The organism is Pseudomonas endophytica (assembly GCF_001411475.1).
Taxonomy (GTDB): Bacteria; Pseudomonadota; Gammaproteobacteria; order Pseudomonadales; family Pseudomonadaceae; genus Aquipseudomonas; species Aquipseudomonas endophytica.
This window is the reverse complement of the sequence record NZ_LLWH01000070.1, coordinates 1-7,199: the sequence shown is the minus strand read 5'-3', so window position 1 is coordinate 7,199 and position 7,199 is coordinate 1. Positions and strand designations below refer to the sequence as shown.

Genomic DNA, 7,199 nt, shown 5'->3' with positions numbered 1-7,199 from the left:
CTTGGAACGGGCTGTCGGTTGTAGGGCACAGCTCAGGGGATGGCTTTAGCGCGTGCAGTGTCATGCGTAACCTTTACCGTACGGAGAGCAGCATGAGTTCGAGTAGGCAGGCAGGTGAAGGTACGGGCTCGCTGTTACCCGCAATGTTGGACATTCAAGCACTGGTGAGGGCCGAGCATCCGGACCCGTTTTCAGTGTTGGGGCCGCACGCCGATGGCCAAGGCGGCCAGTCTATTCGGGCTTTTTTGCCGGGTGCTGTCAGTGTTCAAGTACTGGCGCAGGAAGGCGGTGAGTTGCTGGGCAGTCTTGAGCAGGCACAGACTCCCGGTCTGTTTGTAGGCCATTTTTCTCACCCAAAAGCGTATCTGTTACAGGTCGATTGGGGAGATGTTCAGCAAGTCAGTGAAGACCCTTACAGTTTTGGTCCGTTATTGGGCGAGATGGATCTGTATTTGTTCGGGGAAGGTAATCATCGAGACCTCAGTCGTTGCCTCGGTGCGCAGTTGACCCATGTTGATGGCGTAGCAGGGGTGCGCTTTGCCGTGTGGGCGCCTAATGCGCGCAGGGTGTCGGTGGTGGGTGATTTCAATGGTTGGGACGGTCGCCGCCATCCGATGCGTTTGCGCCACCCAAGCGGGGTGTGGGAGATTTTTGTTCCGCGCTTGAACGCGGGCGAGGCTTATAAGTACGAAATTCTGGGGGCTGAAGGCATTCTGCCGTTAAAGGCTGACCCGATGGCGCTGGCGACTCAGCTACCGCCTCAAACCGCGTCCATAGTTGCGCCTGCGCTGCAGGTCGACTGGCAAGATGCCGACTGGATGCACGCCCGTGCCCAGCAGCATCGTACTGATGCAGCGCTGTCTATTTATGAGTTGCATGTGGGGTCTTGGCAGTGTGAGGTCGATGACGTGGGCGAAGTGTCACGTCAGTACGGTTGGAGCGAACTGGCTGAACGCTTGATCCCTTATGTACAGGAGCTGGGGTTTACCCATATCGAGCTGATGCCGATTATGGAGCATCCGTTTGGTGGTTCGTGGGGCTATCAGCCGTTGTCGCAATTTGCGCCCAGCGCACGCTTTGGCTCACCCCATGACTTCGCTGAGTTTGTAAACGCCTGCCACGTGGCCGGGATTGGTGTGATCCTTGACTGGGTACCAGCCCACTTCCCGAATGACGCCCATGGTTTGGCGCAGTTTGACGGCACCGCGTTGTATGAATATGCCGACCCGCGTGAAGGTTTTCATCAAGATTGGAACACTCTCATTTACAACCTAGGGCGCACAGAAGTGCACGGGTTTATGCTGGCGTCGGCTCTGCATTGGCTCAAGCATTTTCACGTAGACGGCTTACGGGTCGATGCGGTGGCGTCCATGTTATACCGCGACTATTCGCGTAAGCCCGGGGAATGGGTGCCGAATATCCATGGTGGTCGCGAGAACCTCGAGACGATCGACTTTTTACGTCATCTCAATGACGTGGTGGCGCTGGAAGTACCTGGGGCAATGGTTATTGCCGAAGAGTCAACGGCTTGGCCTGGGGTGACCCAAGTGACTGAGCAGGGCGGTTTAGGGTTCTCGTACAAATGGAACATGGGCTGGATGCATGATTCGTTGCATTACATCCAGCAAGATCCGGTGTATCGCGCCCATCATCACAATGAGTTGAGCTTTGGCTTGGTCTACGCCTGGCACGAACACTTTATTTTGCCGATTTCCCACGACGAAGTGGTACACGGCAAACATTCACTGATCGACAAAATGCCCGGTGATCGCTGGCAAAAGTTTGCCAACCTGCGGGCTTACTTGAGCTTTATGTGGGCGCACCCAGGCAAAAAACTACTGTTTATGGGCTGCGAGTTTGGTCAGTGGCGTGAGTGGAACCATGACCAAGAGTTGGACTGGTACTTGCTGCAATACCCTGAACACCGTGGTGTGCAGAAACTGGTCAGTGATTTGAACCGGCTGTACCGCGACGAGCCAGCACTGCATGAACAGGACGATGTGCCGCAAGGCTTCCAGTGGTTGATTGGGGACGATGCAACCAACAGTGTTTACGCGTGGCTGCGTTGGAGTAAAGCGGGTAAACCCGTGTTGGTGGTCGCCAACTTCACCCCGGTGCCTCGTGAGGGTTACCGCGTGGGCGTTCCAGTGGAGGGCACATGGCACGAGATACTCAACAGCGACTCAGCACTGTATTCCGGGTCCAATTATGGCAATGGCGGGGGCGTGACAACTGATCCGCACCCAAGCCATGGGCAACCAGTGTCTTTGGCATTGAACCTGCCGCCGTTAGGGGTCTTGATCGTGAGGGCTGAATAAACTGGAGCTGCCGCAGGCTGCGATCTTCTGCTTTTGAAGATCAATAGATCGCAGCCTGCGGCAGCTGCTACGAGGTAGTCCCCAAGCCATGGGCAGCCGGTGTCTTAGGCATTAAATCTACCGCTGTTGGGGGTGTTGATCGTCAGGGCTGAATAAACGCGGTCGCACATGTTTTGTAGGAGCTGCATGTTCAGTGTTTTCGCCTTCATGGGTTGGCCTTCTAAACATGAACCTCAACGGCCAATGGCAAATGATCCGATAAGTGCGTCCAAGGTTTGTTACCCAGAATAAGCGGGTCATGCCCTGTCGCATTGCGCAAATAGATCCGGTCCAGACGCAACAATGGCCAGCGTGCTGGATACGTTTTGGCTAACTGACCGTGGTGACGTTCAAAGACTTCGTGCAGGTCATCACGTTGCGCCAAGGCTGCGTTGCCTTGCAGTTTCCAGTCATTGAAATCACCAGCAATGATTACCGGCTCATGGGCTGGCAAGGATTTAAGCAACTGGTGAAGCAGCACGATTTGCAGTTGTCGATGGCTTTCAAGCAAGCTCAAATGCACACAAATCGCATGCACGTTTTCATGCCCCGGCACTTCCAGCACACAATGCAGCAAGCCGCGCCGCTCAGGCCCGGTGATTGAAACGTCAAGGTTGCGCGACGATTTGATCGGGTACTTGGACAGCAACGCGTTGCCGTGATGCCCATTCGGATAAACCGCATTGCGGCCGTAGGCAAAATCGGTCCACATGCTGTCGGCGAGGAATTCGTACTGTGAGGTTTTTGGCCACTCTTCGTAACGCGAGGCGTGTTTTTCATGCTCGCCGAGCACTTCTTGCAAAAACACCAAGTCGGCCGATGTGCTGCGTACTGCTTCGCGCAGCTCAGGCAGGATGAAACGGCGATTGAAAGCGGTGAAGCCCTTGTGGGTATTGACGGTTAATACTTTGATTCGGTGGACGGCAGGCTCTGACGCCAACGTCTTGGGCGCCTGAGGGTTGCCGATTACATCAATGGTCATGTTCGCTCCTGTCCTTTTAGGCGGCATACCGCATCTTAATCAGATGTTTATAGCGTAAGGGTTGGGGACGCGATGGATGTTTATCAACCTCGCTGGAGTGAGCCACGCACGTGTTTGGCACGGCGTGGCTGAAGGTTTTATGACGGTTGGACGCCCTGCAACTCAAGCAAGACCAACGAACGGCCGGTCACGCCGTAAGGTGTTTTGAACGCCATAGGTTCTGAGGTTTTTTTCTCAGGGTCAGTGGTGTCGAGAATGCACAACCAACTGCTGCCGTGAGCGACTTCGGGCAAGCTGAAGTCTAGGTTGTCGTGACCCGCATTGACGATGATCAGCAAGGTGGCGTCGGCCCCGGCGCGTTGTACGCCAGAGATTTGGGTGCGGCCATCGAGCAACATACCCAAGCAACGGTTTTGCGGGTCTTCCCATTCTTGAGGGGTCATCTCGCTGCCCGACGGCGTAAGCCAAGTGACGTCCTTGACCTCGGGGTTCTCACTGCAATGCCCTTCCAAAAACACCCCGCGGCGCAAGATCGGATAGTGCCTGCGCAGCTTAATCAAGCGCTTGACGAAGCTCAGCAATGACTCTGCGGGCGCGTCCAGCTCCCAGTTGACCCAGCCGATTTCGCTGTCTTGGCAGTACGCGTTGTTGTTGCCGTGCTGGGTGCGGGCAAACTCGTCACCCGCCACCAGCATCGGTGTGCCTTGGGCCAGTAGCAAAGTGGCCATGAAGTTGCGCATCTGGCGCTGTCGCAGCGCATTGATCTCGGGATCGTCGGTCGGGCCTTCGACACCGTGGTTCCATGACAGGTTGTTATTGCTGCCGTCCTGGTTGTTTTCGTCGTTGGCTTCGTTGTGCTTGTCGTTGTACGAAACAAGATCGTTGAGCGTGAAGCCGTCGTGGGCGGTAATGAAGTTGACCGACGTATAAGGGCGGCGTCCGCGTTGGTTGAACAGGTCTGCGGAAGCGGTCATGCGGCCAGCAAATTCGGCCAGTTGGCCCTCGTCGCCTTTCCAGAAAGCGCGCACATTGTCTCTGAAACGATCATTCCACTCGGCCCAGCCTGGAGGGAAACCGCCCACCTGATAACCACCGGGTCCACAATCCCAGGGTTCGGCAATCAGCTTGACTTGGCGCAGCAGCGGGTCTTGTCGGCAAGAGACTAAGAAGCTGTGGCGCTCGTCGAAGCCTTCGTGATAGCGGCCCAAAATGGTCGCTAAGTCGAAACGGAAACCATCGACGTGCATCTCACCGGCCCAGTAGCGCAGGGAGTCGGTGACCATCTGCAAGACGCACGGGTGACTGAGGTCCAGCGTGTTGCCGGTGCCGGAGTCGTTGATATAGAAACGCTTGTCGTCGGGCATCAACCGGTAGTACGAGGCGTTGTCGATGCCGCGCATCGAGAGGGTCGGGCCTTGTTCGTTACCCTCGGCGGTGTGGTTATAGACCACGTCCAGGATCACTTCGAGCCCGGCTTCGTGCAGGTGCGCGACCATTTCTTTGAATTCGGCAATTTTGCCGCTGGCCAAGTAACGCGGGTCGGGGGCGAAAAAGCTCAGGGTGTTGTAGCCCCAGTAGTTGGTCATGCCTTTTTGCAGCAGATGCTGATCATTGACGAACGCATGGATGGGCAGCAACTCGATACTGGTCACCCCCAAGTTGCGAATGTGCTTGATGACATCGTCGACCATCAGCCCAGCGAACGTTCCACGTACCGCTTCGGGCACGGCCGGGTGGCGCATGCTGATACCGCGCACATGGGTTTCATAAAAGACTGTGCGGTCCCATGGCACGCTGATGCGGTGGTCATGGCCCCAGGTATGAGCCGGGTCGATGACTTTGCACTTGGGCACAAACGGCGCGCTGTCACGCTCGTCAAAACTGAGGTCGGCATCTGGGTGGCCGATGGTGTAACCAAATAAGGCTTCTGACCATTTAAGTTCGCCCACCAACTGCTTGGCATAAGGGTCGATCAGCAGTTTGTGATGGTTGAAGCGATGGCCGTTCTCCGGGTCGTACGGGCCATACACCCGATAGCCATAGACTTGGCCGGGGTGTGCGTCCGGCAGGTAACCGTGGAAGGTTTCATCGGTGTACTCGGGTAACTCAATGCGTTCCAGTTCGACTTCGCCCGCAGCGTCGAACAGGCACAGTTCGACTTTGGTTGCGTTGGCTGAAAACAGCGCAAAGTTGACGCCTAATCCATCCCAGGTTGCCCCTAACGGAAAGGGCAGGCCCTCACGAATGCGCGAAGGCAAAGGTGCTTCTGAAGTGCTGGTGCTCATAGTCGATCCTGCTAAATAGGGAAGAGCAAACAAGTGCGCAAAGCTGGAACGGATTGCAGTGTGCAGCCTCTTCTGTAAGCCGCGATGAAAGCCGCAGAACCTTCACGTTTAAATTAAGTGCAAAGGTGCAGCCCATCGCAGCGTTCGGCACGGCTACAGGGCTAAGCTCAAGACGCCGCTGGCTTGCGCGGGGCGCGGGGCTTTTTCTCGGCGGGTGCTTTAGGCTTGGCCGCTGCTTTAGGTTTTGCAGCCTTGGCCGGTGCCAATGCCTCGGCTTGGGCCAGTTTGCGGGCCATTTCCCAGTGCCGATCATGTTGGCCTTCAGGCCGATCTTCGGACTCCCAAATTTGGTAGGCAAACTCACGTATACGCTTATCGTCATGACTCATAGCTGTGGCTCCTTAACTCAAGATGGATTGATCGGCAGTGTCAAACAGCGCTTCGAGCGTCGCCGCCCTCAACGTCATGTTTAAGTGACTGCGGCGACGTTCAAATGTCCCTTAAATTTTTAGTGATATCCGCCTGACGGTCATTCAATCTCGTGTCGCTGATTAACGATCCCGCTCATGGGCCTGTAAACGCGCGCACGCCAGCAATTCGAAGCGCCGTGTTGCATCAATTGTGTCCAGCACGGTCGAACAATCTCCTGGCAAACGCCGACACCAATTAGGGTGGCCGCTGACGGTGCCGGGCAGGTTGGGTTGCTCCTCAAGACCTAGAGCATCTTCGATGGGTAGCAGCACCAAGGGCGCGCGGGTGTGCCCTAAATAACGGATGCTTGCGTCCAAGGTCGGTGCGTTGCCTAGAGCCTCTTCCTGAAAGTTTTGCGGGTCTTGGCGCAAGGCTTGGTCCAGACCTTCACACTCGCGCTGGCGTTCACGCCGCCAGTCATTGGCTTTGATCGGGTCAATCAGGTTCAGCCGTTCATTCCAGTCGATATCGCGGCCTTGCAGCCAGCCATTGAGTGTTGGCAAATCGTGGGTGCTGGTGGTGGCCAAGGCGTCATCTGGCCACGCCAGAATGGGTTTAAAGTGTGCGCCGTAATCTTGCTCGAACAACAGCACGCGGATGCCGAGAATGGCCCGCTCACTAAGCTTTTCACGCAACCCTTCGGGGACGGTGCCCAAGTCCTCGCCCAAGACAATCGCTTGATGGCGCACAGACTCCAGCGCCACTAAACGCAACATGTCATCGACCGGGTAGTACAAATAGGCACCTTGGTCAGGTGAGGCGCCCAACGGAATGACCCACAAGCGTTGTAACCCCAACACATGGTCAATGCGCAGGCCACCGGCGTGCGCAAAATTGGCGCGCAGCATCTCGATAAAAGCCCGAAAGCCGTTACGTTTTAGGCCCTCGGGAGAGAAAGCCGAAATCCCCCAGCCTTGGCCTGCACGGTTGAGTAAGTCCGGCGGAGCGCCTACGGTCAGGTGGGCCAGCAGTTCGTCCTGTCGACACCACGCTTGGCTGCCCGCACCATCGGCGCCTACGGCCAAGTCAGCAACCAAGCCAATCGCCATGCCGCTGGCCCGTGCTGTGGATTGCGCACGGTCTAATGCCTGCGCGATCAACCAC

The 7,199-nt window shown here is 56.4% G+C and carries 5 protein-coding genes; 1 reads left to right on the top strand and 4 read right to left on the bottom strand.

Annotated elements, in window-relative coordinates:
* The first annotated feature begins 92 nt into the window (after positions 1-92).
* Positions 93-2,318 carry a 1,4-alpha-glucan branching protein GlgB gene (gene glgB, locus AQS70_RS06580; RefSeq protein WP_055102090.1) on the top strand — a complete coding sequence of 742 codons (2,226 nt, stop codon included), beginning with the start codon at positions 93-95 and terminating at the stop codon, positions 2,316-2,318.
* A 220-nt stretch (positions 2,319-2,538) separates the two neighbouring features.
* Here glgB and AQS70_RS06575 read toward each other — a convergent pair whose 3' ends face one another.
* The 4 genes from AQS70_RS06575 to malQ form a co-directional block, all read right to left on the bottom strand.
* A complete protein-coding gene (locus AQS70_RS06575; RefSeq protein WP_055102089.1) occupies positions 2,539-3,339 on the bottom strand; it encodes an endonuclease/exonuclease/phosphatase family protein in 801 nt (266 codons plus the stop codon).
* A gap of 137 nt (positions 3,340-3,476) precedes the next feature.
* A complete protein-coding gene (gene glgX, locus AQS70_RS06570) occupies positions 3,477-5,624 on the bottom strand; it encodes a glycogen debranching protein GlgX (RefSeq protein ID WP_055102088.1) in 2,148 nt (715 codons plus the stop codon).
* 167 nt (positions 5,625-5,791) lie between these two features.
* Positions 5,792-6,013 carry a DUF2934 domain-containing protein gene (locus AQS70_RS06565; RefSeq protein ID WP_055102087.1) on the bottom strand — a complete coding sequence of 74 codons (222 nt, stop codon included), beginning with the start codon at positions 6,011-6,013 and terminating at the stop codon, positions 5,792-5,794.
* Positions 6,014-6,175: 162 nt separating this feature from the next.
* Positions 6,176-7,199 (bottom strand): 4-alpha-glucanotransferase (gene malQ / locus AQS70_RS06560; protein WP_082428046.1); only part of this gene is annotated, 1,024 nt, incomplete at its 5' end.